Genomic DNA, 26,438 nt, shown 5'->3' with positions numbered 1-26,438 from the left:
CCAGCCGAAGCTGGGACCCTCCTTCAAGAACCTAAGTAGTTAGAGACTACTTGATGATCTTGGTGACACGACCTGAACCAACGGTGCGGCCGCCTTCGCGAATAGCGAAGCCGAGGCCCTCTTCCATGGCGATCGGCTGGATCAGCGCGACAGTCATTTCGGTGTTGTCGCCAGGCATAACCATTTCCGTGCCCTCAGGCAAGGTGATAACGCCGGTAACATCCGTGGTGCGGAAGTAGAACTGCGGGCGGTAGTTGGAGTAGAACGGGTTGTGACGACCGCCCTCATCCTTGGCCAAGATGTAGACGTTGGCTTCGAAATCGGTGTGCGGGGTAATGGAACCCGGCTTCACGATAACCTGGCCACGCTCTACGTCTTCGCGCTTGATACCGCGGAGCAGCAGACCACAGTTCTCGCCGGCCCAAGCCTCGTCGAGCTGCTTGTGGAACATTTCGATACCGGTAACCGTGGTCTTCTGGACCGGACGGATGCCGACGATCTCGACCTCAGAGTTGATCTGAAGCGTTCCACGCTCGGCGCGGCCCGTAACAACGGTGCCACGACCGGTGATGGTGAAGACATCTTCAACCGGCATCAAGAACGGCTTGTCCTTGTCGCGGATGGGGTCCGGCACGTGGTTGTCCACTGCGTCCATCAGGTCTTCAACAGTCTTGACCCAAACCGGGTCGCCTTCCAGAGCCTTCAAGCCGGAAACGCGGACAACAGGTGCCTCGTCGCCGTCGAAGCCCTGTGAGGAGAGCAGTTCGCGAACTTCCATTTCGACCAAGTCGAGGAGTTCTTCGTCATCAACCATGTCGGACTTGTTCAGTGCGACCAGCAGGTAGGGAACACCAACCTGGCGGGCCAACAGAACGTGCTCGCGAGTCTGGGCCATCGGGCCGTCAGTCGCAGCAACCACCAGGATAGCGCCGTCCATCTGGGCAGCACCGGTGATCATGTTCTTGATGTAGTCAGCGTGACCGGGGGCGTCTACGTGTGCGTAGTGGCGCTTCTCGGTCTGGTACTCAACGTGAGAGATGTTGATCGTGATACCACGCTGGCGCTCTTCCGGCGCCGAGTCGATGGAACCGAAATCACGCTGCTCGTTGAGAGTCGGGTACTTGTCGTACAGTACCTTGGAAATGGCAGCCGTCAACGTGGTCTTACCATGGTCAACGTGACCGATGGTGCCGATGTTAACGTGCGGCTTGGTCCGCTCGAACTTTGCCTTTGCCACGGGTTCCTCCTAGAACTTTTAGAAAACTTACTCTCAGCAGCGCTGTTCGCCACTGAAATCAAAATAAGTCTACTGGGGGCTTTTGATATTTAAGAAATTGCTTCCGATTGGGTCTGTTCCAGCCTAAGGCCGGAACAGACCCAGTCAAAAAGAGCGACTACTCGCCGCGGGCCTTCTGGATGATCTCGTCGGCTACTGCCTTCGGAACCTCAGAGTAGCTGTCGAACTTCATCGAGTACACGGCACGACCCTGGGTCTTGGACCGCAGGTCACCGATGTAACCGAACATGCCGGACAACGGAACAAGAGCCTTGATGACCTTGACACCGCTTGCATCCTCCATGGACTGCATCTGGCCACGACGAGAGTTGATGTCACCGATTACTTCACCCATGTATTCCTCAGGGGTGCGGACTTCAACTTCCATCAACGGTTCAAGCAGAATCGGGTTAGCCATCCGAGCAGCTTCCTTGAACGCCATTCGACCGGCGATCTTGAAGGCCATTTCGGAGGAGTCTACATCGTGGGACGCACCGTCGAGCAGTGTGGCCTTGATGCCAACCATCGGGTAACCGGCCAGCACACCGTCAGGCAGTGCGGACTGGATGCCCTGGTCAACGCTGGGGATGTATTCACGAGGAACACGGCCACCGGAGACCTTGTTGCTGAACTCGTACATTTCACCTTCGGCAGTATCCAACGGCTCAATGGCGATCTGGATCTTTGCGAACTGACCTGAACCACCGGTCTGCTTCTTGTGAGTGTAGTCGTGCTTGGCAACGGCGCGCTTGATGGTTTCGCGGTATGCAACCTGCGGCTTGCCAACGTTGGCTTCAACGTTGAATTCGCGACGCATGCGGTCCACAAGGATGTCCAAGTGGAGCTCGCCCATGCCGCCAATTTCGGTCTGGCCTGTGTCTTCGTTGAGGTTGACGGTGAACGTCGGGTCCTCAGCGGAGAGCTTCTGGATAGCCGTGGAGAGCTTCTCCTGGTCACCCTTGGTCTTCGGCTCAATGGCAACGAAGATCACGGGAGCGGGGAAGGTCATCGACTCGAGAACGATCGGGTTAGCCGGATCGCACAAGGTGTCACCGGTGGTGGTGTCCTTGAGGCCGATCACTGCGTAGATGTGACCTGCGTGGATCTCATCAACGGGCATTTCCTTATTGGCGTGCATCTGGAAGAGCTTGCCAATGCGTTCCTTCTTGCCCTTGGTCGAGTTCATCAGCTGTGTACCGGAAGTTGCCTTGCCGGAGTACACGCGAATGAAGTTCAACTGGCCGAAGAAGGGGTGAGTCGCGATCTTGAAGGCCAGAGCCGAGAACGGCTCCGTCTCGCTCGGCTCGCGCTTGATCTCGATGGACTCGTCGCGAGGATCGTGACCGATCATGGCGCCAACATCCAACGGGTTCGGCAGGAAGTCGATGACAGCATCGAGCATCGGCTGCACGCCGCGGTTCTTGAATGCGGAACCACAGAAGACCGGGTAGATCTCGGAGTTAACCGTCAGCTTGCGAATGCCAGCCTTCAGTTCCTCGATGGAGGGCTCTTCGCCCTCGAGGTACTTCTCCATGAGCTCTTCGGAAGACTCGGCAGCTGCCTCGACGAGGGCTGCGCGGTATTCTTCAGCCTTCTCCTGCAGATCAGCGGGGATCTCCTGGATTTCGTAGGCGGCACCCATGGTGACGTCACCCTTGGAGTCACCGGCCCAAACGAAGGCCTTCATGGTCAGCAAGTCGACGACGCCGGTGAATTCGCTCTCGACGCCGATCGGCAGCTGCATAACCAACGGCTTGGCACCCAAGCGGTTGATGATGGTGTCTACGGTGAAGTAGAAGTCAGCACCGAGCTTGTCCATCTTGTTGACAAAGCAGATACGCGGAACGTTGTACTTGTCAGCCTGGCGCCAAACGGTCTCAGACTGGGGCTCAACGCCTTCCTTGCCGTCGAAGACAGCAACGGCGCCATCGAGAACTCGCAAGGAGCGCTCAACTTCCACCGTGAAGTCAACGTGGCCGGGGGTGTCAATGATGTTGATCTGGTTCTTGTTCCAGTAGCAGGTCACGGCGGCAGACGTGATAGTGATGCCGCGTTCCTTTTCCTGTTCCATCCAGTCAGTCGTCGAAGCACCGTCGTGCGTTTCGCCGATCTTGTGGTTCACACCCGTGTAGAACAGAATGCGCTCAGTCGTAGTGGTCTTGCCAGCATCAATATGGGCCATGATGCCAATGTTGCGAACCTGGTTAAGGTCTGTAAGCACGTCCTGTGCCACGGTGTCTCCCTTATCTAAAGATGAGCTGAAAAGTTGCCGGCGGGTTTACCGCCGGCAACTTCTTGGCTCTAGTTACCAGCGGTAATGGGCGAAGGCCTTGTTGGACTCAGCCATCTTGTGAGTGTCTTCGCGACGCTTGACAGCGGCACCAAGACCATTGGAGGCATCCAGAACTTCGTTGCGCAAACGCTCGGTCATGGTCTTCTCGCGGCGAGCCTTCGAGTAACCAACCAACCAGCGCAGTGCAAGCGCGGTCTGACGACCCGGCTTGACTTCAACCGGAACCTGGTAGGTGGCGCCACCAACGCGGCGGGACTTGACCTCGAGGCTCGGCTTGATGTTCTCCATGGCCTTCTTCAAGGCAACAACGGGATCAGCACCGGTCTTCTCGCGTACACCCTCGAGTGCGCCGTAAACGATGCGCTCTGCGGTGGACTTCTTACCGTCAACCAGGACCTTGTTGATCAGCTGAGTGACCAAAGGGGAACCGTATACGGGATCTACAACTAGCGGCCGCTTGGGGGCCGGACCCTTGCGAGGCATATTACTTCTTCTCCATCTTTGCACCGTAGCGGCTACGAGCCTGCTTGCGGTTCTTGACGCCCTGGGTATCCAATGCACCGCGGACGATCTTGTAACGAACACCGGGAAGGTCCTTAACACGGCCTCCACGGACGAGCACGATGGAGTGCTCCTGGAGGTTGTGGCCTACACCGGGGATGTAAGCAGTAACTTCCACGCCGCCGTTGAGGCGCACGCGTGCAACCTTACGCAGAGCCGAGTTCGGCTTCTTCGGGGTGGTGGTGTAAACGCGCGTGCAAACGCCGCGACGCATGGGGCTGCCCTTCAATGCGGGAGCCTTGGTCTTCGTGACCTTGGGTGTCCGGCCCTTTCGGACCAGCTGGTTAATCGTAGGCACTTTCGTGTTCTCCGTTGTTTTATCGTGTTGCTTGCCCCGCCGACCGGAATGATTCAGTCGCTGGGGGTAAGCCGTTTACTGGTAGTCGCAGGCTTGGCGACTTCACAGCGCCTAGGCATGCAAAAATGTGGCATTCGCTGTACAAGAACCGTACAACCCGGACCCGCATCCACTTTCTTCACCTAAGCGAAGGAAATAGAAGCTCTTATCCACTGCCACACTAACAATTACTCACTACGTTACCACGGGTTCGGGCCCGCCAAGAAATCGGCCCGCTCCCCCAGTGGACGCTCGCTCAGATACGGGGCCCTTTCGCGCAACACTCGCTCACCCTACTGCGCGAGCGTTCCCAAGAATCCCCCCGCTACTGCGCGAGCGTTTGGTTAAAGCACGACGGCGGTGCCCCACCCGGATTGGGTGAGTCACCGCCGTCGAACTTTCAGTTAGCTGGGCCCACGCGTATGGGCCCACAACTCCGAGGGGCCCTGTCATTGGGTCGCTAGCGACCCAATGACGGGGAGGAGTTGGGGACTATCCGGAGAAGTTGGTGCCCAGATCGTAGTCATCCAAGGGGATGGCACGGAACTCGGCGCCCAAGTCTCCAACGCCGCCCACGTAGTCAAAGTCGCTGAAAGCGCTCGGACCGGTGAACAGGTTGGCCTTGGCTTCTTCTGTGGGCTCCACCGTGACGTTGGTGTAGCGCGGCAGACCGGTACCAGCGGGGATCAACTTACCGATGATCACGTTCTCCTTCAGACCCAGCAACGGGTCAGACTTGCCTTCCATGGCCGCCTGCGTCAAAACGCGGGTGGTTTCCTGGAAGGAAGCAGCGGAGAGCCATGATTCGGTGGCCAAGGAAGCCTTGGTGATACCCATGAGCTCGTTACGGCCTGATGCCGGCTTCTTGCCCTCGGACACAACGCGACGGTTTTCCGTCTCGAAGCGGCCGCGCTCGGCAAGCTCACCGGGCAGCAGCTTCGAGTCACCGGACTCGATGACCGTGACGCGGCGAAGCATCTGGCGGACGATAACCTCGACGTGCTTGTCGTGGATACCTACACCCTGGCTGCGGTAAACGCCCTGAACTTCCTCAACGAGGTGCTTCTGAGCGGCACGCGGGCCGAGGATGCGCAGAACCTGCTTGGGGTCAACTGCACCCACAATCAGCTTCTGGCCAACCTCAACGTGCTCGCCGTCGGCAACCGTCAGGCGTGCGCGTCGCAGGACCGGGTAAGCGATCTCTTCCGTGCCGTCGTCCGGTGTCAGGATCAAACGCATGGTCTTCTCGGACTCATCAATGTTGATGCGGCCGGCAGCTTCTGCGATCGGAGCAACACCCTTGGGGGTACGTGCTTCGAAGAGCTCCTGAATACGGGGCAGACCCTGGGTGATGTCCTCGCCACGGCTGGCGGAAACAGCACCACCGGTGTGGAAGGTACGCATGGTCAGCTGAGTACCGGGCTCACCAATGGACTGAGCGGCGATAATGCCGACAGCCTCACCAATGTCCACGGTCTTACCCGTGGCCAGGGAACGGCCGTAGCACAGTGCGCAGGTTCCAACCGTGGACTCACAAGTAAGTACGGAACGGACCTTGATCTCTTCGATGCCGGCTGCGAACAGCTTGGCAATGAGGACATCTCCGACGTCGTCTCCGGCCTCGGCCAAAACGGCACCTGAGGAGTCAACTACCTCGGCAGCCAAGGTACGAGCGTAAACGCTGTTCTCAACTTCCTCGTGCAGCACAAACTCACCCATGGAATCAACCACTGCGATGGGCAGGGTCAATCCGCGCTCGGTGCCACAGTCGTCTTCGCGAACGATGACATCCTGTGAAACGTCAACCAAACGACGCGTCAGGTAACCGGAGTTAGCCGTACGCAGAGCGGTATCAGCCAGACCCTTACGAGCACCGTGAGTAGCAATGAAGTACTCCAAAACCGACAGGCCCTCACGGTAGGAGGACTTGATCGGGCGAGGAATAATTTCACCCTTCGGGTTGGCTACCAAGCCACGGATACCGGCAATCTGGCGAACCTGCATCCAGTTACCACGAGCACCGGAGGAAACCATACGGTTAATCGTGTTGGACACGGCGAAGGACGCACGCATCGAGTCAGCGATCTCGTTGGTTGCCTGGTTCCAGATGTCGATGAGCTCCTGGCGGCGCTCCTCGTCAGCGATCAGACCCTTGTCGTACTGGGCCTGGACCTTGGCTGCCTTGATCTCGTAGCTCTCCAAAATGGCGGGCTTGGATTCGGGCACCTTGATGTCGGAGATGGCAACGGTGACACCTGAGCGGGTTGCCCAGTAGAAACCGGCATCCTTCAGGTTATCCAGTGTTGCTGCCACAATAACCTTGGGGTAGCGCTCGGCGAGGTCGTTGACGATCTCAGAGAGCTGACCCTTATCGGCAACAGCCTCAACCCAGGGGTAATCCTCAGGAAGAGTCTCGTTGAAGATGACCTGGCCCAAGGAGGTGTCGATGATGGCGGAACCGCCAGCAACGAAGCCTTCCGGACCCTTGCGCTCGGCACCCGGGATGAAGTTGTCCAAACGGATCTTCACCTGGGAGTTCAAGTGCAGCTCACCGGCGTCGTGGGCCATGATGGCCTCGGCGGAGGTGGAGAATACGCGGCCTTCGCCAACGGAACCCTCGCGCTTGGTGGTCAAGTGGTACAGACCGATGATCATATCCTGCGAAGGCAAGGTAACCGGGCGGCCATCTGAAGGCTTCAAAATGTTGTTCGAGGACAACATCAAGATGCGGGCTTCAGCCTGGGCTTCAGGGCTCAGCGGCAAGTGAACTGCCATCTGGTCACCGTCGAAGTCAGCGTTGAAAGCACCACAAACCAGCGGGTGAAGCTGGATTGCCTTACCTTCAACAAGCTGAGGCTCGAACGCCTGGATACCCAAACGGTGCAGGGTTGGTGCACGGTTCAGCAGTACCGGGTGCTCGGTGATGATCTCTTCGAGAACATCCCAAACCTGGGGACGGAAACGCTCAACCATGCGCTTGGCGCTCTTGATGTTCTGTGCGTGGTTGAGGTCAACCAGGCGCTTCATCACGAACGGCTTGAAGAGCTCCAGGGCCATCTGCTTGGGCAGACCACACTGGTGCAGCTTCAGCTGCGGGCCAACAACAATAACCGAACGGCCAGAGTAGTCAACGCGCTTACCGAGGAGGTTCTGACGGAAACGACCCTGCTTGCCCTTGAGCATGTCGCTCAGGGACTTCAACGGACGGTTGCCCGGTCCAGTGACGGGACGGCCACGACGACCGTTGTCGAACAGGGAGTCAACAGCTTCCTGCAGCATGCGCTTTTCGTTGTTGACGATGATCTCCGGAGCACCCAGATCAAGCAGGCGCTTGAGACGGTTGTTGCGGTTGATCACGCGACGGTACAGATCGTTCAAGTCCGAGGTGGCGAAACGGCCACCGTCGAGCTGAACCATGGGGCGCAGTTCCGGCGGGATGACCGGGACGGCATCCAGAACCATGCCAAGCGGGCTGTTGTTGGTGGTCAAGAATGCGTTGACAACCTTCAGTCGCTTGAGGGCACGGGTCTTGCGCTGGCCCTTGCCGTTGGCGATGATGTCGCGAAGGATCTCCGCTTCACCGGGCATGTCAAAGGTCTCAAGACGGCTCTTGATGGCTTCGGCACCCATGGCACCTTCGAAGAACATGCCATAACGGTCACGCAGTTCGCGGTACAGGGCCTCGTCACCTTCGAGGTCGGCAACCTTGAGGGCCTTGAAACGGTCCCAAACCTGCTCGAGGCGGTCGATGTCAGCGTCAGCGCGCTTGCGCACGTTGGCCATCTGACGGTCCGCTGAATCGCGGGCCTTCTTCTTATCGGCAGCCTTGGCGCCTTCGCCTTCCAGGCGTGCAAGCTCACCCTCAAGATCGCGGGCGATCGTGGCGATGTCGCTGTCACGGGTGTCCACCATGCGCTTCTTTTCCAGGTCGTGCTCAATCTGGAGGTTCGGCAGCTCTTCGTGACGTGCTGCGTCGTCAACGCTGGTGATCATGTAGGCAGCGAAGTAGATGACCTTTTCAAGGTCCTTCGGTGCCAGGTCCAAGAGGTAGCCCAAGCGCGAGGGAACGCCCTTGAAGTACCAGATGTGGGTTACGGGAGCAGCAAGTTCAATGTGGCCCATGCGCTCACGGCGCACCTTGGCGCGGGTGACTTCAACGCCACAACGCTCACAAATGATGCCCTTGAAGCGCACGCGCTTGTACTTACCGCAGTAGCATTCCCAGTCGCGGGACGGGCCGAAGATCTTCTCACAGAAGAGGCCGTCCTTCTCAGGCTTGAGCGTACGGTAGTTGATGGTTTCCGGCTTCTTGACTTCGCCGTGGCTCCAGTCGCGAATATCTTGCGCGGTGGCCAGGCCAATCTGCATGAGGCCGAAGGAGGATTCGCTGGACATATGGGTCCTGTTCTCTCTAATTCTCTAAAGTCTGAAAGTCTGTGTCGGGTACGGGAAGAAGTGCGACGGCGGTGGGCTGGCCACCGCCGTCAAAGTCACTAAACTTCTTCGACAGAGTTCGGCTCGGCCCGTGAAAGGTCGATGCCCAGCTCCTCCGCGGCCCGGAAGACTTCTTCATCCGAGTCACGCATCTCAATCGTGGTTCCGTCCGTGGAAAGCACTTCCACGTTCAGGCACAGCGACTGCATTTCCTTGATGAGAACCTTGAAGGATTCGGGGATACCCGGCTCCGGAATGTTCTCGCCCTTGACGATGGCTTCGTAAACCTTCACGCGGCCATGGATGTCATCGGACTTGATGGTCAGCAGTTCCTGCAGCGTGTACGCCGCGCCGTATGCCTCAAGTGCCCAAACTTCCATCTCACCAAAGCGCTGGCCACCGAACTGGGCCTTACCGCCCAAGGGCTGCTGGGTGATCATGGAGTACGGGCCCGTGGAGCGGGCGTGGATCTTGTCGTCCACCAAGTGGTGAAGCTTCAAGATGTACATGTAACCAACGGAGATCGGATCCGGGAACGGCTCGCCGGAGCGGCCGTCGAACAGACGGGTCTTACCCGAGGAATCGATCAGGCGGTCGCCGTCGCGAGTCACATTGGTGGAATCGAGCAGGCCGGTGATTTCAGAGTCACGGGCACCGTCGAAGACCGGGGTGGCAACCTTCGTCTGACCGATTTCACGCGGCAGGTTCGGCAGGTTCTTGATCCAGTCAGGCTCACCTTCAACCTTCCAACCGGTCTTGGCAACCCAACCGAGGTGGATTTCCAGGACCTGGCCAACGTTCATTCGACCCGGAACACCCAAGGGGTTCAGGACGATGTCAACGGGGGTGCCGTCAGCCAAGAAGGGCATATCTTCGATCGGGAGGATCTTGGAGATGACACCCTTGTTACCGTGACGGCCAGCGAGCTTGTCACCATCGGTGATCTTGCGCTTGTTGGCAACGTAGACGCGAACCAGCTGGTTCACTCCGGGGGCAGGTCATCTTCGGAGTCGCGGTCGAAGACGCGCACACCGATGACAGTTCCGGACTCGCCGTGGGGAACCTTCAAGGAAGTGTCGCGAACTTCGCGGCTCTTCTCACCGAAGATGGCGCGCAGCAAACGCTCTTCCGGGGTCAGCTCGGTCTCGCCCTTAGGCGTTACCTTTCCAACCAGGATGTCGCCGGCTTCAACTTCAGCACCGATGTGGATGATGCCGCGCTCGTCGAGACCAGCAAGGATTTCCTCGGAAACGTTCGGGATGTCCCGAGTGATTTCCTCGGCACCAAGCTTGGTGTCGCGGGCGTCGATTTCATGCTCTTCGATGTGAATGGAGGACAGTACATCTTCGGCAACAATGCGCTGCGAAAGGATGATGGCATCCTCGTAGTTGTGACCTTCCCAAGACATGAAGGCAACCAAGAGGTTCTTACCCAAGGCAAGCTCACCCATGTCCGTTGCCGGACCATCAGCGATGATGCCGCCAACTTCCAGACGCTGGCCCTCAGAGGCCAAAACGCGCTGGTTGTAGGCCGTTCCCTGGTTGGAACGCTGGTACTTGGCGATCGGGTAGCTGATCTCCGAGCCGTCGTCGTTCAGCATGACAACAACATCTGCTGAAACCTCGGAGACCACACCGGCCTTCTTGGCGATGACAACGTCACCGGCGTCAACTGCTGTGGCGCGCTCCATGCCGGTTCCCACAAACGGGGCCTCGGACTGGACCAGCGGCACAGCCTGACGCTGCATGTTGGCACCCATGAGTGCGCGGTTAGCATCGTCGTGCTCGAGGAACGGGATCAAGGCTGTTGCCACGGACACCATCTGGCGCGGGGAAACATCCATGTACTCGACGTCGTTGGCCGGGATCAAAACCGGCTCGCCGCCACCACCGCGCTGGCGAACCAGGACGGATTCTTCGGCGAAGTGGTTGTTGGCATCGAGCGGCGCGTTGGCCTGAGCGATAACAACTTCCATCTCGTCATCGGCAGTCAGGTAATCGACCTCGTCAGAGACCACACCACCCTTGACCCGGCGGTACGGGGTCTCGATGAAACCGAACGGGTTGATGCGTCCGTAGGATGCCAATGAACCAATCAGACCAATGTTGGGGCCTTCAGGGGTTTCAATGGGGCACATACGGCCGTAGTGGGACGGGTGAACGTCTCGAACTTCCATGCCTGCACGGTCACGGGACAAACCGCCCGGGCCCAGCGCGGACAGGCGACGCTTGTGCGTCAGACCGGCCAGCGGGTTGTTCTGATCCATGAACTGTGAGAGCTGGGAAGTTCCGAAGAACTCCTTGATGGCTGCCACAACGGGGCGGATGTTGATCAGGGTCTGCGGCGTGATCGCTTCGACGTCCTGAGTGGTCATACGCTCGCGAACAACGCGCTCCATACGAGAAAGGCCCGTGCGGACCTGGTTCTCGATGAGCTCGCCTACGGCGCGGATACGACGGTTGCCGAAGTGGTCGATGTCATCGACATCAACGCGCAAGTCAACCTCGGCGCCGTCGCGCTGGCCCTTGGTGGTCTTGTTGCCGGCGTGCAAAGCAACCAGGTACTTGATCATGGCGACGATGTCGTCCACGCTCAGCACTGATGCCTTCTCGTCGCTCAACGGCAGGTCAATACCCAGCTTGCGGTTGATCTTGTAACGGCCCACTTTGGCCAGATCGTAGCGCTTGGGGTTGAAGTACAGGTTGTTCAGCAGCGCGTCAGCGGCGTCAACTGTGGGCGGCTCGCCCGGGCGCAGCTTCCGGTAGATGTCAAGCAAGGCATCTTCGCGACCCGTGGTGGCATCCTTTTCCAAGGTGGCACGGATGGAGTCGAACTCGCCGAACTCCTCCAGGATCTGACCTTCGGTCCAGCCCAAGGCCTTCAGCAGTACGGTGACCGACTGCTTGCGCTTGCGGTCAAGACGAACGCCAACCTGGTCGCGCTTGTCAATCTCCAGCTCAAACCATGCACCACGTGAGGGGATGATCTTAGCGGTGAAGATTTCCTTGTCACTGGTCTTGTCCGCAGTGCGCTCAAAGTAAGCACCCGGGGAACGGACCAGCTGCGACACAACAACACGCTCGGTGCCGTTGATGACGAAGGTACCCTTGTTGGTCATGAGCGGGAAATCGCCCATGAAGACAGTCTGCTGCTTGATTTCACCGGTCAAGTTGTTCATGAACTCGGCCTTGACGTACAGCGGTGCGGCGTACGTAGCGTCGCGGTCCTTGCACTCGTCAACGGTGAACTTGGGGTCAGAGAACTCCGGTTCCGTGAAGGACAGGGACATGGTGCCCTGGAAGTCCTCAATCGGGGAGATCTCTTCGAAGATGTCGGATAGGCCCGAGGTGACGGCCACACTGTCATCGCCAGCATCCACAGCTGTCTGCATGCGATCCTGCCAGCGCCCGTTACCTACGAGCCAGTCAAAGCTCTCGGTCTGGAGTGCAAGCAGATTCGGCACGTCAAGCGGCTCGTGAATCTTTGCGAATGAGAGGCGACTCTTTGCACCATCGGTGCTGTTTGAATCGATAGCGGTTGCAGCGTTATTTACATTAGAGGTGCTCGAGGCGACCAAGAGGGATCCTTCCACAGACCTGCAGGCTTGTTCTTACGGACCCTCACCCGATTCAGTCCTGGTCATCAAACCCGGACGAACGCTGGCCAAGTAGTCCCGGATAGCGCCCCACCCAGCGGTTATTCCGCCCGGCATTGCATGCTTTCCGTAACTCTTGACCGAAACAAAGCCCACCGCTATATGAAGGCTGAAGGTTAAGAGGGATACGCAAAGAACTACATTACAGGACAAAGTGCCCACGCGTCTACCCCACCAAGCAGAAAACTGCAAGTATCAATGTTCATGAGTCAGAAATCGTTGATTCTACGGGGTTTCTGGGCCGCTATTAGTCCGGTCACATCCACGTTTCAACACCCAGATGTGTGCCGAAGAAATTTCTAGCCAGCCCAAGCTGTTAGATTCTATGGCATACGATGTACGGCTCAATGAGGATCCGTACGGCAGAAGTTTTGAGGAGCACGGACACCATGGCGACACAGGCAAATGATGTTGTAATTCTCGCGGGGGCGCGCACCCCGCAGGGCCGGCTCAACGGACAGCTGGCGGGCTTTGCCGCCGTCGAACTTGGGGCCAAGGCCATCGCGGGAGCCCTCGCCAAGGCCGGTATTGAGGCCGCCGACATCGACTACGTGATCATGGGCCAGGTACTGCAGGCCGGTGCCGGGCAGAACCCTGCACGGCAAAGTGCCGTGGGCGCCGGGATTAGCTGGAACGTGCCGGCCGTAACCATCAATAAGGTGTGCTTGTCCGGCCTCACCGCCGTGATCGACGCCGCACGGCTGATCCGCAGTGGCGAGGCCACCGTGGTGGTGGCGGGCGGTCAGGAGTCCATGACACGCGCGCCACACATTCTGCCCGGCTCTCGCCAAGGATGGACTTACGGAGCCGTGCAGGCCCTGGATGTGGCTGCGCATGACGGCCTCACCGATGCCTTCGACGGAGACTCCATGGGACTCTCCACCGAGCGCGGGAACATTCGGTTGAACATCTCACGCACGGCGCAGGATGAAGTTGCCGTGGCCTCACATCAGCGCGCCGCCGCCGCCGTGGCCGCGGGCGCCTTTGACGACGAGATCGTCCCGGTCACCGTCCCCCAGCGCAAGGGCGAACCGTTGGTACTAACCCACGATGAGGGGATCCGCCCGCAGACCACGCTGGAGACGTTGGCCGGATTGCGCCCGGCATTCACGGCCGACGGCGCCATCACCGCTGGCAACTCCTCTCCCCTATCCGACGGCGCCAGCGCGCTGGTCCTTTCCTCCCGCGCATACGCCGAGGCGAACGGTTTGGAGTGGCTTGCCGTGGTTGGCGCCCCCGGCCAGGTGGCTGGCCCGGACAACTCCTTGCATTCCCAGCCCTCCAACGCCATCAACAAGGCACTGAATACGGCCGGTTGGAATGTGGCAGATCTAGACTTCATCGAAATCAACGAAGCCTTCGGTTCCGTAGCCGTCCAGTCGCTCGCGGACCTGGACCTGCCGCTGGACAAGTGCAATATCCATGGCGGGGCGATTGCCCTAGGCCATCCGATTGGCGCCTCAGGTGCCCGGCTTGCCCTCCACGCAGCCACTGAACTGCACCGTCGCGGAACAGGCAAGGCCGCTGTGGCCCTCTGTGGCGGAGGCGGTCAAGGTGAGGCGTTGCTGCTGTTCCTGGAGGCCAAGTGAGCGCAGAAGCTGAGCCCAGCGGTCACGCGCGGGTAGCCGCCGATGCTGCCACGCGGGGACTCGATATCGAGATCTTTCCTCGACCGGCCGCGGGCTCTCTCGTTGAGGCCGCCGCCCTCATGGGCATTGAGCCCTCGGATATTGTGAAGTCCCTGGTGGTCAAGCGCAGCGATGGCAGCTTCTTGTTTGCCCTGGTGCCCGGCGGCCGCTCCATTGCATGGCCAAAGCTCCGTGCCGTGGTGGGTGTCAACAAACTCAAGATGCCAACGGCCGACGTCGCCCTGGATGCCACAGGATACGAGCGCGGCACCATCACTCCCCTGGGCAGTACCACGGCGTGGCCCGTGTTCGCCGATGAAGGCATCCGCGGGCGCAAGGTCGCCATGGGCGCCGGCGAACACGGCTACAGCATGTTCGTCTCCGGCGACGATCTCATCGCAGCGTTCGACGCCACAGTGGCCGATATTTCAGTGCCGGAGTAGTCGCAGCGGCGCCAGAGCCGCCATTTTTCCGGCGACTATCCGACGCGTCGGCCGCGGGCGGCCTTTGGCGTCTCCTTTACGTCGCCTACAAAAAACGTCGGCTCTGGCGCCTTGGGGAAGCGTCCAACCACATCGGGGGTGGAGCCGGCGTTTCCGTAGGCCGCGTCAGGGAGACCGCAAGGCCGGCCGCGGCCGGCGGTCGGAAAGCGGCCGAGGGAATGCCGGTCCACCGCCGGATCTCGACAGGCGCCGGAGCTGGCAACCGAGTCTCGACCAGCCCCCGGACGCAAAGAAGCCCCGCACCAATCGGTGCGGGGCTTCTTTTGAAGAGCGAGGTGATTACTTGAGGGTAACCGTGGCGCCGGCAGCTTCGAGAGCTTCCTTGGCCTTCTCAGCAGCTTCCTTCGTTGCACCTTCAAGAACAGCCTTAGGAGCCGAGTCAACGACCTCCTTGGCTTCCTTCAGACCCAAGGAAGTGATCGAGCGAACTTCCTTGATAACTGCGATCTTCTTGTCGCCGGCTGCTTCGAGGATAACGTCGAATTCAGTCTGCTCAGCAGCTTCTTCTGCGGCACCGCCAGCAGGACCAGCAACTGCAACGGCAGCAGCGGTTACTTCGAAGGTCTCTTCGAAGAGCTTGACGAACTCAGAGAGCTCGATGATGGTCAGTTCCTTGAAAGCTGCAATGAGCTCGTCGTTGGTGAGCTTAGCCATGAGTGGCGCTCCTTCTTGTTTACTGGCCCAAGACTGGGCCAAATCTAAAACCTAAGTCCTCATGGATTTAGGGGAAAACTAACAGGGATAAATCCCTGATGAGGACTAGGCCTCGGTGGTCTCAGCTTCAGCAGCGGGAGCTTCTTCAGCAACCGGAGCTTCTTCTTCGACTGCGGGTGCTTCCTCAGCGGGTGCACCTTCGGCCAGCTTCAAACGCAGGGCTTCGAGGGTGCGCGCAGCGGCGGCCATCGGAGCCTTGAGGATGCCAGCAACCTTGGCCAGCTGCAGTTCGCGAGACTCGAGAGCTGCCAGAGCGGCAACTGCAGAAGCATCGAGAGCCTTGCCTTCGAAGATACCGGTCTTGATGACCAGCTGCTTGTTGGCCTTTGCAAAATCCGTCAGGCTCTTTGCCGCTGCAACAGCGTCACCCTTGATGAATGCAATGGCGGTGGGGCCGGAGAGCTGACCATCGAAAGCGTCAACACCAGCTTCCTTGGCCGCAATGGCAGTCAGAGTGTTCTTTACAACCGAGAACTTGGTGTCCTGGCCGAGAGAAACGCGCAGCTCCTTGAGCTGAGCTACGGTGAGCCCACGGTATTCGGTTAGGACTGCGGCAGTTGATTCAGTGAAATCTTGCTTGATTTCTGCAACTGCAGCCACCTTTGTTGGCGTTGCCATAACACTCCTTCCGGGAATTAGGTGCCGATCTTTTCTTAGTCCTTGCCCTTCTCCAGCAAGCTGGAACCCGGACAAAAAAACGCCCCGCACAGATGTACGGGGCGTTTTGCGCAGCGGATCCATGGGATTGCTCCCGGTTCAACACTGCTCATAGGCTTTGTGCACCTGCGCTGGTCGTCCATATGAGGACTTTTCGGATGAAAACCGGCCCGAATCCAATGCAAGTGAACGCATGCTGCGTTTGCTTCGTTGGGGGAGGTAGACATCGACCGACGGTCTTTGGTTCCTTAAGATTACAGGACGGCGTAGACAGATTCCAAATCCACCGCATGTGTCACTGGCTACAAGCCACTGCCTATAGGGCGTTGAAGTCCTTGCGCCACTGCCCTGTCATTCCGGCGCTGACGTAACCGAGCTGGGCGTTAACCGTGAGCATGTAGGAGTTCTCGGGCGCATTCCACGTGAAGATTGATCCGGCTTGCGGGAATTCACGCATCAAAGCCTCCATGTTGGCGACCTTGATGAGCAGTCCGACGTCCCGGCCCTTGTGAGCGGGCTCAACCACCGTGTCATCCTGGAACGCTACATCTTGGCGCTTGCCAAGCACAGAAATAGAGGTGAAGCCCACCAGGGCACCGGTCTGGAGATCCTCGGCGGCGCTGACCAGGGTTCGCCGGCCGGTCAGGGCGGAGAGTTCCTCGGTTTCGCGTAGCTGGGCCACATCCCACGGCTCCTGGGCATCACCGTTGCCGTCGTCGTCGTCGTCGGCCGGCTTGCCATCCACCAGGTCTCGTTCCAGCCGGACAAAGTCGTGTTCCCACTCCTCCGGGCACGTGTCCATCCATTGGTGGACCGCATACGAGGACTTGTGTGTCGCCGCGGCCTGTTGGCTCAGCTTGGCAACCAGAGCCGCATCAAGAGGAAGTGCACAGGCACTAAATTGTTCCACTCGTTCCAATTCATAGCCGGCGCTGTACGCGAAGCGGGCTTCCCTGCTGCTCAGCGGCAGGGTTCCGCTTCCCTGGGAGGCTGGGATTTGCTCACTCTCGGCATCAGCGAGGGTGGCCGCCGGATGGTTGGTTTCAACCATGACGATCTTGCGATTCTCGCCCCTCACAAAAGTCTCCGCCGCCTCAAGGAGCTTCCGGCCAAGACCCGCACCAGATGCGGTCGGCAGCACGTCAAGTGTCACGTAGGCGAGTTCGGTATTGTCGTCCAACGGCAGGACGATCCCGGCACGACCAACTATGCTGCCGTCCTGCCGGGCAACCAACACCACGTTCCATTCAAAGGGATCGTGGCATTGGGCAAACAACTCTTCGGCCGTGTAGGCGAGCTTGTCATTGCCCCACGTATGGACACGCACCTGGCGTGAAACTTCAACCGCTTGGAGGAAATCGTGGGCCAGTTCGCCGTCAAGGGTCTCGGGAATTCGCAGTTGCTCGATGGTAGCTTCAGTCATATCTCGATTACCCCGTGATCGTCTTTCCTGGAGGCCGCACCATGACAAAGTCATGCTCGACCCTCGTCCCCAATTGAAAACTTCTGGTTCCTGCAATGCTGAACCCGTGCTTGCCGTAGAAAGTTTGGGCTCGAACATTCTCATTGTTCACTCCCAGCCACGTGGTCCGGTTGCCGTGTTGTGCCACCCAAGCCAGGCTGGCCCGCATGATCTTGGCCGCCACTCCCCCACCATGGACGGCAGGATGCGCATAACATTTGCTCAGTTCGACGGCGTCCGAGTGTGTCACCACACTGGCCACGTCAGGGTCCGACGGCGGCGCATCGACGAGCATCGCATAGGCCACCAGACGACCCGCGAGGTCGCCGCTAACTTCTTCGGCCACAAACAACACCCGCTGGGAGTCGGACAGATACTTCAGGAATGAAGCGGCCCCGAGATTGGCAGCAATAAAAGCGCTCACGTCCTCTTCCGGGCTGTCCGCAGGAGAAGCCAGGGGAAACGTGATGGCTGCCAGTTCGGCCAAGGCTGTTGCGTCAATGGCGCCGGCTTGGCGGATCCTAACTTCCATACGGTTACTCCCTAAAAAACGATGGTGCGCAGAAACAACATCCTGCGCTGGAGGGCACGAGCCGGAATCGGCGGTGTGCGTTATCCTTCAGCATACAAAAAAGGGAGGGCCGCTGCAGCAACCGCTGCAACGACCCTCCCGAATCAGTCCTTAAGGACTAAGCCTCGATAACAACCTTGGTTGCTGCAGCGTCTACAGCAATACCCGGGCCGAACGTCGTGGAGACGGTGGCCTTCTGCAGGTAACGGCCCTTGGAAGCGGACGGCTTCAAACGAAGCACCTCTTCCAGAACGGCTGCGTAGTTCTCGGCCAGCTTGACGGCGTCGAAGGAAACCTTGCCGATGATGAAGTGAAGGTTGGAGTGCTTGTCGACGCGGAAGTCAACCTTTCCACCCTTGATGTCATTAACAGCCTTGGCAACGTCGTTGGTGACGGTACCGGTCTTCGGGTTCGGCATCAGGTTACGAGGACCCAAAACCTTACCCAAACGACCAACCTTACCCATGAGGTCAGGTGTAGCCACGGCTGCGTCGAAGTCGGTCCAGCCGCCCTGGATCTTTTCGATCAGGTCGTCGGTGCCAACGAAGTCGGCGCCGGCTGCGATTGCAGCCTCGGCACGCTCACCCGTTGCGAAAACCAGAACGCGGGCGGTCTTACCGGTACCGTGAGGCAGGTTAACCGTTCCGCGGATCATCTGGTCAGCCTTGCGAGGGTCTACACCCAAGCGGAAGGCAACCTCAACGGTAGCGTCGAACTTGGACGGGTTGGTGTCCTTGGCGAGCTTGATGGCGTCGAAGGGTGCGTATACGTTCTCCGCATCGATCTTGGCCTGAGCTGCCTCATATGCTTTACTGCGCTTTGCCATGCTGCGTTTCTCCTTGTGCAGTTGTGGTCGTTAGGACCGCGCGGGCCCTGCCACTACGTACGCCGCAACCCACTCGAAGTGAGTGACCCGGCGTCGTTCTTGATGAATTTGGTGTAACTGGCGGTCTCGACAGGCGTGACCACCGGGGTGGAATAGGCTTAAGCCTCGACCGTGATACCCATGGAACGAGCGGTACCGGCGATGATCTTCTCGGCGCCTTCGATGCTCGTGGCGTTGAGGTCAACCATCTTCTGGGTGGCGATCTCGGTAACCTGGGCCTTGGTCAGCTGAGCAACCTTGACGGTGTGCGGGGTAGCTGAACCCTTGGCAACGCCTGCAGCCTTCTTGATGAGCTCTGCAGCCGGCGGGGTCTTGGTGATGAACGTAAATGTTCGGTCTTCGTAAACCGTGATTTCAACGGGGATGACGTTTCCGCGCTGGGATTCCGTTGCAGCGTTGTACGCCTTGCAGAATTCCATGATGTTGACGCCGTGCTGACCAAGTGCCGGACCGATGGGCGGTGCCGGGTTAGCGGCGCCTGCCTGGATCTGCAGCTTGATAAGGCCGGTGACCTTCTTCTTGGGAGCCAATGTAGGGTCCTTCTCTCAATATCTTTCCTAGGACGACGGAGCGCGTCCAAGGTGGTTGGCCGAATGGCGTCCGGCCGAACGTTTCGCAGGAGCTAAGCACGCTCTTGCGGAACGAAAATTGTGGGCAACTAGATCTTGCTGACCTGGTTGAATGCGAGGGTGACGGGGGTTTCACGCTCGAAGATGGAAACCAAGACAACGAGCTGTGCAGCTTCGGGCTTGATCTCGGAGATCGATGCGGACAGTCCCTCGAACGGACCATCCTTGACGATGACGGCTTCGCCAACTTCAAAGTCGATCTCGGCGTCGAGCGGATCGTGACGCAGCGGAACGCCGGTCTCTTCTGCCTGCTGCTCCTCGAAGATCGGGGCGAGCATGGAGAAGACTTCCTCCAGGCGCAGCGGAACAGGGTTGTGGGCGTTGCCAACGAAGCCTGTAACACCGGGGGTGTGGCGAACAACGCCCCATGATGCGTCGGTCAGATCCATGCGGACAAGAACGTAGCCGGGAATGCGAACGCGGTTGACGACCTTGCGCTGGGCATTCTTGATCTCCACGACTTCTTCCATGGGGACCTGAATCTCGAAGATGAAATCTTCCATGTTCAACGTCTGGCTGCGTGACTCAAGGTTTACCTTGACGCGGTTTTCGTAACCGGCGTAGGAGTGAATGACGTACCAGTCACCCTCCTGGCGGCGCAGCTTGGCCTTGAATTCCTCGGCGGGATCAACGTCAGGCTCGGCAGATTCGGCGACGGCGTCAGCCTCGGAGGCATCTTCGCGCTCATCGGCAGCTACTGCTTCTTCAGCTTCGACTGCTTCGATGGTGTCATCGGATGCATCAAGGTCGGCATTGATGGCAGCATCAGCAACCACAGTGTCCTGGTCCTGCTCACTGTATGTTGCCTCGGGCTCCAGCTCAGACACGAATTTCCTGCTTTCCTTGTGCGTTCTTAAATGGCTCAAACCGACCCAATGCCGAAGTTTTCGGCGGGGTCGGCCAAGTTGAGCGTTTTACTGCTCGATGTTGATGTTTCCACCGAAGATCCAGAGAACGGCGTTGCCGAAGCCCAAATCCAAGACGGTCACAATGCCCATCATGATTACAACGAATACCAGCACAACGGCGGTCATGTTGATCAACTCTTTGCGAGTGGGGGTGACAACCTTCTTCAGTTCGCCAATTACTTGGCGAAGGAAGAGTGCAATCCGGCTAAAAATTCCGGGCTTGCCGGGTTTTGTCGCCTTCTTGGCCGGGCCCTTGGAGCTGCTTGCCGCAGTTTCGGTCACCAGTGCCTCACTCATCATTAGTTGGAATCCGCGCAGATCCGTGGATTCGGACCGTGCGATGTGCAAACTATTCGCTTAAGCAAGCTTTGACTGCACAAATCACCGTGCAAAATTGCTGTGCTTATGCGCAGGGCAGACAGGACTCGAACCTGCAACCTGCGGTTTTGGAGACCGCTGCGCTACCAATTGCGCCACTACCCTTTGGAAATTACGCACAAAACGAGAGAACTTCTTGTGCTTCCAGATCCACTCGGTGTTTGTAAACCATGAATAACTTACAGTCTCAAGGCCGTGATTCCAAACCGGCTTGAAGGCGTGAACCATCATGGTGTTTGAACACCGGTTAACCATTCTACGCATTCAATGGGCGTTAGTCGAACCGAGCACGCGATGCCCCTAAAGTAGTTACTGACGATGAAAGTATTTTGGGCCTCCCACCAAAGAAAGATTGCTGATGTCTGCCGACTTGACAGTTGACCAAGCCTCCGTGCGCCGCGTATCCGCAAGGATCTCCGCGATTGCCGAATCCGCAACCCTGGCCGTTGATGCCAAAGCTAAGGCCTTGAAGGCTGCCGGGCGCCCGGTCATTGGTTTCGGAGCCGGCGAGCCGGATTTCCCAACCCCTGACTACATTGTTGAGGCGGCAATTGACGCAGCCCGTCAGCCCAAGTTCCACCGCTACTCGCCCGCAGCAGGTTTGCCCGAGCTGCGCAGTGCCATCGCCGCCAAGACCCTGCGGGACTCCGGGTACGCTGTGGACCCCGCCCAGGTTCTTGTGACCAATGGTGGCAAGCAGGCAGTCTACGAATCTTTCGCGACACTGCTTGATCCGGGAGATGAGGTCATCGTTCCCGCTCCTTTCTGGACCACCTACCCGGAGGCCATCCGCCTGGCCGGAGGCGTTCCGGTTGAGGTATTTGCCGGGCCCGAGCAGGGCTACATGGTCACGATTGAACAGCTTGAGGCTGCCGTGACACCGCGCACCAAGGTGCTGCTCTTCGTATCCCCCTCCAACCCCACGGGCGCCGTGTACTCACCCGAGCAGACGCGCGGAATTGGGTTGTGGGCCGCATCCAAGGGCCTTTGGGTCATCACGGATGAAATCTACGAGCACCTCACCTACGACGGCGTGCCCTTCACCTCGATTGCCACGGCTGTACCGGAGCTCGGCGACAAGGTTGTGATCCTCAACGGCGTTGCCAAGACTTACGCCATGACAGGCTGGCGCGTGGGATGGATGATCGCGCCCCTGGATGTGACCAAGGCCGCCACGAACCTTCAGTCGCACGCAACCTCCAACGTTTCCAACGTCTCACAGATGGCTGCCCTGGCAGCCGTTGCCGGTCCGCTGACAGCAGTGGATGAGATGAAGGTCGCCTTCGACCGACGACGCAAGGCTATGGTTGCCGCGCTGAACTCGATCGACGGCGTCGAATGCCCCACCCCGCACGGCGCCTTTTACGCCTATGCAGATGTTCGTGGACTCTTGGGACGCGAAATCGGCGGGATACGTCCGGCCACCTCTGCGGAACTGGCTGCGTTGATCCTGGAAAAGGCTGAAGTTGCCGTTGTTCCCGGCGAAGCCTTCGGCCCCAGCGGCTACCTGCGCCTGTCCTACGCGCTGGGCGACGACGACCTGGCCGTGGGCGTTGGCCGCTTGCAGGAATTCCTGGGCTCCGCCAAATAATCCAAGCAAGCCCTGAACTTATGCGCACAACTCGTTTCGGGTTGTGCGCATAAGTGTTTATGCGCACAACTCGCGCTGGGCACCGCGCATAGTGGCAGTCGGCCGACGCTATGCGCAGAACTGGCGGCGGGTTCGGCGCATAATTTCACGGATCCCCCTACAGCAGGCGGCGGTCTACAGCCCAGCGGGTGAGTTCGTGGCGGGAGGACAGCTGCAGCTTGCGCAGGACCGCCGAGACGTGAGTTTCCACGGTCTTGATGGAGATGAACAGGGCCTTGGCCACCTCCTTGTAGGAGTAGCCGCGGGCAATCAAGCGCATGACCTCCAGCTCGCGGGCCGAGAGCTTGTCGAGCTCGTCCTCCACGGCGACTTCTGCCGTGCCGAAGGCGTCCAGGACGAAGCCGGCCAGCCTGGGCGAAAACACGGCGTCACCGCCGGCAACACGGCGGACCGCATCTGATATTTCTGCTCCCGAAATGGACTTTGTGACGTAGCCCCGGGCGCCAGCCCTGATCACGGACACCACATCCTCGGCCGAGTCTGAAACGCTTAGGGCCAGAAACTTGGTGGTGCTCAGCAATGCGGCGCAGCCGGCAATCACTTCACGTCCGCCTTGTCCGCGGCCGCCGGGCAGGTGCACGTCCAGCAACACCACATCAGGTTGCTGGGCGGTGACGGCCGCGATGGCCTCCTCCACCGTGGCTGCCTCTGCGAGAACGGCGATATCTTGGGCAAGGTCCGCCTTGAGTCCTGACCGGAAGATGGCATGGTCGTCAACAATCACAACCCTGATGGGCGTTGCTGGCATTGTCATTTTGCTTCCTCGGTGACGGGTGTTTCGATGGGCAGGTGCAGCCGGACTTCGGTTCCTTCGGCTGAACTAATGATCTCAGCGGTCCCGCCGTTGCGCTGCATACGTCCGACGACGGACTCCCGAACTCCCAGCCTGTCCGCTGGTACCGTGCTGACATCAAAGCCCGTGCCGCGGTCCTTGACAAACACATCCACACCCTTGGGCCCGGCCTCAAGGTATACCGACACCGTGGTTCCACCGTGGCGGGCCCCGTTCATGACGGCTTCGCGGACGGCCTGGACCAGGGCGTTGCCTCGCTCTGTCAGCTCGGTATCGCCTACTGCCACAACCTCCACGACCTGGCCGTAGAGGTCCTCGGCCTCAGCACAAGCGGCCTTGACACGTTCCACCAACGCCCCGGAATTGCGCTCATTCTCTTGGTAAATCCACTCACGCAATTCCCGTTCCTGGGCTCTGGCCAATCGTGTGACGTCCGTAGCTGAGCTCGCGTTCTTTTGAATCAGCGCCAGCGTTTGAAGTACCGAATCGTGCAGATGGGCCGCAATTTCCGCCCGCTCGGATTCACGGATGCGCCCTGCCCGTTCGTCTTGGAACTCGCGCCAGAACTTTAGCGCCCACGGTGCCAACACGAGGCCCACGCCAGCCAGAACAGCCAGCGAGGCTACAACCGAGGCCCACATCAGCTGCCACGATCCTGCCCCTGTCACGATCACAATGACACCCGTGATGACGAGGGCGAGACCTCCGCCGAGACGCAGCAGGGCCATGGGCGTGTTCATCCTGGCTGCGCTGAGCAGGCCCACACGCCGGGTGTTGTCCAGCTGCATCCAGGCCAAAACAGCACCCATGATGATGACCAGCAGCGGAATGAGGTTGCCCATCTGTTGGTTCCCACCGAGCTGTTGACCGAACACCACTATCGCGATGATGACCAGGCACCCTCCAATGAGGACATCCTTGAAGCCAATGGACAGCTTCTGTTTCCCAGCGGCATCTTGCAAACCCTCGTTGTCAGCCGTGGCGGCTTCGGCACCCGCAGCGGGGCGAAACAACTTGAGCCGTGGGTTGCCATCGGCGTCGAGCTCTTTACTTCCTCCCGCCGGCTGCTCACCGGCCATGGGCACCAGCAGCCACAACCAGCCATAAAAGACCAGCCCTGCGCCAAAGAAGAAGCTGGTGCCGACAATGATGGCGCGCACGAGTCCCACCTTGATTCCAAGGTGTTCGGCCAGGCCACCGCATACCCCGGCGATAATTCGCTGTTGGGATCGGTACATCTTTGCGCTCATGATTCAATCCAAACACGATAAGGCCCCACCCGCAGTGCTTCCCGGGGATCCTTCAGGGTTCTTTCAGGGTCACCCCCGATGGCACGGAGCCCGGCCGGGCGACACCATTGAAGTATGAACACTTCCCATGAAACCCCAGATCAACCAGCCGAACCCGCGATGGAACCGGATGCTCCCCTCCCGGAGCCGAGCATCGCACCCCAAGAACCTGAGTCCGCAAAATTCTTCCAATGGCTTCGCGGCCTCGGCGTCCAACGCGGAGGCAACCGCTGGATTGGCGGCGTCTGCAGTGGCCTCGCCAACAAGTGGGGGATCGACCCCGTCATTGTGCGCGGCCTTGCCGTGGTCCTGACACTGTTCTTCGGCGTCGGGCTTCTGGCCTACGGCGTGGCCTGGGCACTGTTGCCCGAGCCCGATGGCCGCATTCACGTCGAGGAGGTGGGGCGCGGCCGCTGGTCAGCCGGAATGACGGGTGCCACCATCGTGACGTTGCTCGGGCTGCTCGGCCCCGGCCAGGGCTTCATCTTTGGCGGTGACGACGGATGGTTCCCCTGGCCGCTGTTCTTCATCGGCGGCATTGGTTGGCTCATCTACTGGGCCATCACCCGCTCCAAGTCCGTAGAGGGAAGCACCGCTGCGCACCAGCCCCGCCCCTACGCCAACGCCCCGGCCGCACCAGCCGCGTTCTCCCACCCTGCTTCTCATGCAGGGGCCGGCTACGCACCCACCCAGCCCTTCGCAGCCAATCCCGGGTTCGCGCCCAACCCGGCGATGTACATCAAGCGCCAGCCGGTCAAGACGACACCGCGGCTCGGAGCCGCAGCCAGTCTGCTCGTCCTGGGATTGGCCGCCATTGTGGGCGCCGCAGTGCTGCTGCTAAATGCCAGCAATATCTGGGACCTCAACGGCTATGAGACAGCTATTGCCGCGGCCGCCGCCGCTATGACCGCCGGACTGGGGATCGTGGCAGCAGGCTTCCGCGGACGCTCAGCCGGCGGGCTCGGAACATTCGCAGTCTTTGCCCTGATCTTCGCCGGCCTCTTCAGCATTCCCCCGCATGCCGGACCCGTCACCGCCTTCAACGATGTGCGTTGGACCCCGGAAACCAGTTCCGCGGCGGAGGCCGGGCGGACCGTGGTGCTGGGCAGCGCCACCTTTGACCTGACCCAGCTGGGGAGCACCCCACCCCTCACCGAAGACATTCAAGTCCCCATCAAGGCAGTCGCAGCGAGCGTCATCCTCAAAGTGCCCGCGGACATCCCCGTGACAGTCAAGAGCCAATTGGCCGCTGCATCACTGACCGTCAACGGCAAGGACAACGGCGGCGCCCTCGCCGAAGAGTCCACCACCGAGATCAACCCGGATGCCACCGGCAACGGGATTGTCATAACCCTCGAAGGCGCGGCAAGCACCATCGACGTGCTCCCCGTAGGCGGGAAGTGACCGCCATGGTCTCGTTCACCTCATCCTCAGAACCATCAACCACCCCCACGGAGCACATCATGAACAACCCCGCAGCCCCACAGCCCCCGCATGACCCGGAGGTCACCACGACAACCAGGCACCCGGCGAGGGTCGGCACCATAGTCTGGGGCGCCGTCGTCCTTGTCATTGGACTCTTGGTCATTCTCAGCAGTCAACTGAACCTTGATCTGGACGCCGGACAAACGGCCATGTGGCTGCTGCTCGGCGCGGGTGTGGCCATGGTTGCAGGCGGCGCCGTGAAGCTTTTGAGCAAAAAGCAGCCATAGCCAAAGCCGTCCACGTGATGGGCGTGACGTTGCCGGGATCACATGAGCGTCTAGAATGTTCTAGAAGAGGAGCTCAATGGTGCGCTCAATCCCCATTAGAC

At 59.5% G+C, this 26,438-nt stretch carries 20 protein-coding genes, 1 tRNA gene and 1 pseudogene; 5 read left to right on the top strand and 17 right to left on the bottom strand.

The window, feature by feature from the left end:
• Window positions 1-46 precede the first annotated feature (46 nt).
• The 6 genes and pseudogenes from tuf to rpoB all read right to left on the bottom strand — a co-directional run bounded on the left by tuf (window position 47) and on the right by rpoB (window position 12,478).
• The gene (tuf, locus tag BLV41_RS18220) at window positions 47-1,237 is read right to left on the bottom strand and encodes an elongation factor Tu (protein WP_044576415.1); all 1,191 of its coding nucleotides are present in this window, start codon (window positions 1,235-1,237) and stop codon (window positions 47-49) included.
• Window positions 1,238-1,394: 157 nt separating this feature from the next.
• Window positions 1,395-3,509: an elongation factor G gene (gene fusA, locus BLV41_RS18215; protein WP_044576412.1), complete on the bottom strand. Its 2,115-nt coding sequence runs from the start codon at window positions 3,507-3,509 to the stop codon at window positions 1,395-1,397.
• Between the two features lie 72 nt (window positions 3,510-3,581).
• Window positions 3,582-4,052 (bottom strand): 30S ribosomal protein S7, encoded by a 471-nt coding sequence (rpsG, locus tag BLV41_RS18210; protein WP_038464713.1) that lies wholly within the window; start codon window positions 4,050-4,052, stop codon window positions 3,582-3,584.
• Window position 4,053: 1 nt separating this feature from the next.
• The gene (rpsL, locus tag BLV41_RS18205; RefSeq protein ID WP_038464715.1) at window positions 4,054-4,428 is read right to left on the bottom strand and encodes a 30S ribosomal protein S12; all 375 of its coding nucleotides are present in this window, start codon (window positions 4,426-4,428) and stop codon (window positions 4,054-4,056) included.
• A gap of 531 nt (window positions 4,429-4,959) precedes the next feature.
• Window positions 4,960-8,862, bottom strand: coding sequence for a DNA-directed RNA polymerase subunit beta' (locus BLV41_RS18200; RefSeq protein ID WP_074712852.1), 3,903 nt, complete (start codon window positions 8,860-8,862; stop codon window positions 4,960-4,962).
• Between the two features lie 98 nt (window positions 8,863-8,960).
• Window positions 8,961-12,478, bottom strand: a pseudogene (gene rpoB, locus BLV41_RS18195) (DNA-directed RNA polymerase subunit beta).
• Between the two features lie 467 nt (window positions 12,479-12,945).
• Here rpoB and BLV41_RS18190 point away from each other — a divergent pair.
• On the top strand, window positions 12,946-14,145 hold the full coding sequence (locus BLV41_RS18190) for an acetyl-CoA C-acetyltransferase (RefSeq protein WP_074712851.1): 1,200 nt from the start codon (window positions 12,946-12,948) through the stop codon (window positions 14,143-14,145).
• Window positions 14,142-14,627, top strand: coding sequence for an aminoacyl-tRNA deacylase (locus tag BLV41_RS18185; RefSeq protein ID WP_074712850.1), 486 nt, complete (start codon window positions 14,142-14,144; stop codon window positions 14,625-14,627). Before BLV41_RS18190 ends, BLV41_RS18185 begins: the two co-directional genes overlap by 4 nt.
• 339 nt (window positions 14,628-14,966) lie before the next feature.
• On the opposite strand, the gene rplL is transcribed toward BLV41_RS18185, so the two are convergent.
• The 9 genes from rplL to BLV41_RS18140 all read right to left on the bottom strand — a co-directional run bounded on the left by rplL (window position 14,967) and on the right by BLV41_RS18140 (window position 20,997).
• Entirely contained in the window at window positions 14,967-15,341 is a 375-nt protein-coding gene (gene rplL, locus BLV41_RS18180) for a 50S ribosomal protein L7/L12 (protein ID WP_044576394.1), read from the bottom strand.
• 105 nt (window positions 15,342-15,446) lie between these two features.
• Window positions 15,447-16,019 carry a 50S ribosomal protein L10 gene (rplJ, locus tag BLV41_RS18175; protein WP_044576391.1) on the bottom strand — a complete coding sequence of 191 codons (573 nt, stop codon included), beginning with the start codon at window positions 16,017-16,019 and terminating at the stop codon, window positions 15,447-15,449.
• Window positions 16,020-16,374: 355 nt separating this feature from the next.
• Window positions 16,375-17,481, bottom strand: coding sequence for a GNAT family N-acetyltransferase (locus BLV41_RS18170; protein ID WP_074712849.1), 1,107 nt, complete (start codon window positions 17,479-17,481; stop codon window positions 16,375-16,377).
• Between the two features lie 7 nt (window positions 17,482-17,488).
• Entirely contained in the window at window positions 17,489-18,052 is a 564-nt protein-coding gene (locus tag BLV41_RS18165; RefSeq protein ID WP_074712848.1) for a GNAT family N-acetyltransferase, read from the bottom strand.
• A 157-nt stretch (window positions 18,053-18,209) separates the two neighbouring features.
• Window positions 18,210-18,917, bottom strand: coding sequence for a 50S ribosomal protein L1 (gene rplA, locus BLV41_RS18160; RefSeq protein WP_044576384.1), 708 nt, complete (start codon window positions 18,915-18,917; stop codon window positions 18,210-18,212).
• A gap of 158 nt (window positions 18,918-19,075) precedes the next feature.
• A complete protein-coding gene (gene rplK / locus BLV41_RS18155; protein ID WP_044576382.1) occupies window positions 19,076-19,507 on the bottom strand; it encodes a 50S ribosomal protein L11 in 432 nt (143 codons plus the stop codon).
• A gap of 128 nt (window positions 19,508-19,635) precedes the next feature.
• Window positions 19,636-20,433: a transcription termination/antitermination protein NusG gene (gene nusG, locus BLV41_RS18150; RefSeq protein WP_074712847.1), complete on the bottom strand. Its 798-nt coding sequence runs from the start codon at window positions 20,431-20,433 to the stop codon at window positions 19,636-19,638.
• Between the two features lie 87 nt (window positions 20,434-20,520).
• On the bottom strand, window positions 20,521-20,811 hold the full coding sequence (gene secE, locus BLV41_RS18145; protein WP_044576714.1) for a preprotein translocase subunit SecE: 291 nt from the start codon (window positions 20,809-20,811) through the stop codon (window positions 20,521-20,523).
• Between the two features lie 113 nt (window positions 20,812-20,924).
• A tRNA-Trp gene (locus BLV41_RS18140) sits at window positions 20,925-20,997 on the bottom strand.
• A 253-nt stretch (window positions 20,998-21,250) separates the two neighbouring features.
• Between BLV41_RS18140 and BLV41_RS18135 the strand changes: the two genes are divergently transcribed.
• Window positions 21,251-22,483, top strand: a complete 1,233-nt coding sequence (locus BLV41_RS18135; protein ID WP_074712846.1) for a pyridoxal phosphate-dependent aminotransferase — start codon at window positions 21,251-21,253, stop codon at window positions 22,481-22,483.
• Between the two features lie 157 nt (window positions 22,484-22,640).
• Here BLV41_RS18135 and BLV41_RS18130 read toward each other — a convergent pair whose 3' ends face one another.
• On the bottom strand, window positions 22,641-23,297 hold the full coding sequence (locus BLV41_RS18130; protein ID WP_044576372.1) for a LuxR C-terminal-related transcriptional regulator: 657 nt from the start codon (window positions 23,295-23,297) through the stop codon (window positions 22,641-22,643).
• On the bottom strand, window positions 23,294-24,586 hold the full coding sequence (locus BLV41_RS18125; protein WP_074712845.1) for an ATP-binding protein: 1,293 nt from the start codon (window positions 24,584-24,586) through the stop codon (window positions 23,294-23,296). The genes BLV41_RS18130 and BLV41_RS18125 overlap by 4 nt, the downstream gene beginning before the upstream one ends.
• A 114-nt stretch (window positions 24,587-24,700) precedes the next feature.
• On the opposite strand from BLV41_RS18125, the gene BLV41_RS18120 reads away from it, so the two are divergent.
• On the top strand, window positions 24,701-26,029 hold the full coding sequence (locus tag BLV41_RS18120) for a PspC domain-containing protein (RefSeq protein WP_074712844.1): 1,329 nt from the start codon (window positions 24,701-24,703) through the stop codon (window positions 26,027-26,029).
• On the top strand, window positions 26,026-26,337 hold the full coding sequence (locus BLV41_RS18115; RefSeq protein ID WP_074712843.1) for a hypothetical protein: 312 nt from the start codon (window positions 26,026-26,028) through the stop codon (window positions 26,335-26,337). Before BLV41_RS18120 ends, BLV41_RS18115 begins: the two co-directional genes overlap by 4 nt.
• Window positions 26,338-26,438: the final 101 nt, after the last annotated feature.

The organism is Arthrobacter alpinus (assembly GCF_900105965.1).
Taxonomy (GTDB): domain Bacteria; phylum Actinomycetota; class Actinomycetes; order Actinomycetales; family Micrococcaceae; genus Specibacter; species Specibacter alpinus.
Note: the sequence above shows the minus strand (reverse complement) of the source record. Positions and strands in the feature narration are given on the sequence as shown.

Bases quoted from the DNA above. Each gene is read 5' to 3' on its own strand.
- rpsG (WP_038464713.1), bottom strand. From the start codon at position 4,052: ATGCCTCGCAAGGGTCCGGCCCCCAAGCGGCCGCTAGTTGTAGATCCC.
- BLV41_RS18200 (WP_074712852.1), bottom strand. From the start codon at position 8,862: ATGTCCAGCGAATCCTCCTTCGGCCTCATGCAGATTGGCCTGGCCACC.
- BLV41_RS18190 (WP_074712851.1), top strand. From the start codon at position 12,946: ATGGCGACACAGGCAAATGATGTTGTAATTCTCGCGGGGGCGCGCACC.
- rplL (WP_044576394.1), bottom strand. From the start codon at position 15,341: ATGGCTAAGCTCACCAACGACGAGCTCATTGCAGCTTTCAAGGAACTG.
- rplJ (WP_044576391.1), bottom strand. From the start codon at position 16,019: ATGGCAACGCCAACAAAGGTGGCTGCAGTTGCAGAAATCAAGCAAGAT.
- BLV41_RS18170 (WP_074712849.1), bottom strand. From the start codon at position 17,481: ATGACTGAAGCTACCATCGAGCAACTGCGAATTCCCGAGACCCTTGAC.
- BLV41_RS18165 (WP_074712848.1), bottom strand. From the start codon at position 18,052: ATGGAAGTTAGGATCCGCCAAGCCGGCGCCATTGACGCAACAGCCTTG.
- rplA (WP_044576384.1), bottom strand. From the start codon at position 18,917: ATGGCAAAGCGCAGTAAAGCATATGAGGCAGCTCAGGCCAAGATCGAT.
- secE (WP_044576714.1), bottom strand. From the start codon at position 20,811: ATGAGTGAGGCACTGGTGACCGAAACTGCGGCAAGCAGCTCCAAGGGC.
- BLV41_RS18135 (WP_074712846.1), top strand. From the start codon at position 21,251: ATGTCTGCCGACTTGACAGTTGACCAAGCCTCCGTGCGCCGCGTATCC.
- BLV41_RS18130 (WP_044576372.1), bottom strand. From the start codon at position 23,297: ATGACAATGCCAGCAACGCCCATCAGGGTTGTGATTGTTGACGACCAT.
- BLV41_RS18125 (WP_074712845.1), bottom strand. From the start codon at position 24,586: ATGAGCGCAAAGATGTACCGATCCCAACAGCGAATTATCGCCGGGGTA.
- BLV41_RS18120 (WP_074712844.1), top strand. From the start codon at position 24,701: ATGAACACTTCCCATGAAACCCCAGATCAACCAGCCGAACCCGCGATG.